Here is a 2,033-nt window from a genome sequence, read left to right as displayed (position 1 = left end):
TCCTCCTGGGTAGGTTTTCTGGTAAAAACATTGTACCGTAAAAGGAGCTTTATATGGCCTTTTATCTTTTACACAATTATATGGACTTTATCATCCGTTATTGGTTATATTGTTATATAATAGGTATTTTAGGCAACAAATATCAGTAGTAAAACGTTCATTGATACTGTTTTCTTTGCTTTTACTGGTAATATTTGGTAGTGAATTTTATGGAGAAATGCTAGATGTTAATCAAGCCTTTAATAATTTAGGGTGGTATCTGTTTCCCCTTATAATGAGTACAATATACTATTTTAAGGTCATACATGATAAATTTAGTTTAGTTACTCAAAGATGGTTAGGTAATTATAAAACTCGTATAGAACTATTATTTGTACTTCTTATTGTTTGTTGGGTTGTACTTACAAAGGTACTAGTTAAAGATTTTTTACTATTTTTTATAATTCTTGACGCAAGCACGTTGTTTTGTCTAGTGGTAATTTCTTATATTTTTTATTATTTAGAAAACTCTAAACAAAATTTTGATTATAAAAATAGAAAGTTAAACTATTTTATGAAATCAGAGGAAAACATAAGGGTGGGGTTCTCAAATTATTTGCATGATGATGTCTTGCAAAATATCATAGCGATAAAAAACTTACTCTCACTAGAAGATAGTGATATAACACATGGTTTCATTGTTAATGAGTTGAATGATTTAGTTTCTGGTATTAGGGATGAAATTGATACTTACCACCCAATAATTCCTGTTAATCGAACAATGAAAGAAAATATACAGTCTCTTTTTGATGATATTGTCAAAAGAAGAAAAAGTAATAAATTATTGTATTTCAACTGTTCGAATAGTACAATAATCCCACCTCCATATGGAGATATTGTATACAGGTTTATAAAAGAGTTAATTAATAATGCTATAAAATATGGAGTTAGTAAAGATATTCATTTATCTTTAAAGGTTCAATCTGATATTATTATCATTGAGGAGAGCAATCAAATAGTGGAAAAAGTTCACTCTATAAATTATGGTAGAGGTTTGAAATCATTGCAAGAAACACTAGTAGCTTTTGATGGGGATATGGAGCTACAAATAGATAATAAACAATTTAATATCAGAATATTACTTCCCATAGATTGGAAATTGTGCTATGAAAATTTTATTAATTGATGACCATAAACTATTTGCAAAGAGTATCCAACTGTTATGCCAACAGTATGATGAAGTCGATGTCATAGATACGATTACTTCTAATTTCAACGATGTGACGATAGATTTGTCTAAGTACGATATTATCTTACTTGATATTAATTTAACAAATATTTCTAAAGAGAATGGATTGGAGATAGCAGAGGCACTCATACAGTCTACTCCTAATTTGAAAGTTGTTATGCTAACAGGATATGTTAAGTCAATCTATGAAGAGCGAGCAAAAAAAATAGGCGCATATGGGTTTGTAGATAAAAATATAGATCCTAAACAACTAATTTCTATCTTAAAAAAAGTGGATTCTGGGAAAAAGTATTTTGAACAAATTGAGTCTCAGGATTATGTTGAATCCTTAACTGAACGAGAAATAACTATTTTAAATTTGAGTAAGAAAGGGCTCTCTATAAAAGAAATAGAGGAAACATTACAAATTAGTAGGAGAACAGTATTTAATCATTTGAACAACGTCTATTCAAAGCTCTTGGTAAATAATAAGCAAGAGGCTATCTACAAAGCTGAGCAATTAGGATATTTTATGGATTTCTGAGTTATAGGTAATCAAACTACTTAAGTTCCATCTCCGTATTTGTTAGGGTTTTTCTGTGAAATAAAAAGAAGGTAGCTGTGATAAATGCCGATATTAAGCTATTTTCAACCCAGATTTTTTTTACAATGATTATTTTTTTAATATATAACAAAAAGCCCTTGATATAGGGCTTTTTAGCTGGATATTTAAAGTCAAGTCCATAATCTTGTGTAAAATACTATACAATGTTCTATACTCTCTTACTGGTTAAACTTGATATACTTTCTTGTAGAACTGAGCCAT

The 2,033-nt window shown here is 28.9% G+C and carries 1 protein-coding gene and 1 pseudogene; both read left to right on the top strand.

Going from position 1 to position 2,033, the window contains the following annotated elements; translation table 11 throughout:
- Positions 1–58: 58 nt before the first annotated feature.
- A pseudogene (locus L866_RS0108150) lies at positions 59–1,165 on the top strand (sensor histidine kinase); the annotation flags it as partial.
- The gene (locus L866_RS0108145) at positions 1,146–1,751 is read left to right on the top strand and encodes a response regulator (protein WP_025730901.1); all 606 of its coding nucleotides are present in this window, start codon (positions 1,146–1,148) and stop codon (positions 1,749–1,751) included. The pseudogene L866_RS0108150 and the gene L866_RS0108145, both read left to right, overlap by 20 nt.
- Positions 1,752–2,033: the final 282 nt, after the last annotated feature.

Source organism: Atopobacter phocae ATCC BAA-285, from assembly GCF_000526675.1.
GTDB lineage: Bacteria > Bacillota > Bacilli > Lactobacillales > Aerococcaceae > Atopobacter > Atopobacter phocae.
Note: the sequence above shows the minus strand (reverse complement) of the source record. Positions and strands in the feature narration are given on the sequence as shown.

Coding starts and splice junctions, on each gene's coding strand:
- L866_RS0108145 (WP_025730901.1), top strand. CDS start 1,146: ATGAAAATTTTATTAATTGATGACCATAAACTATTTGCAAAGAGTATC.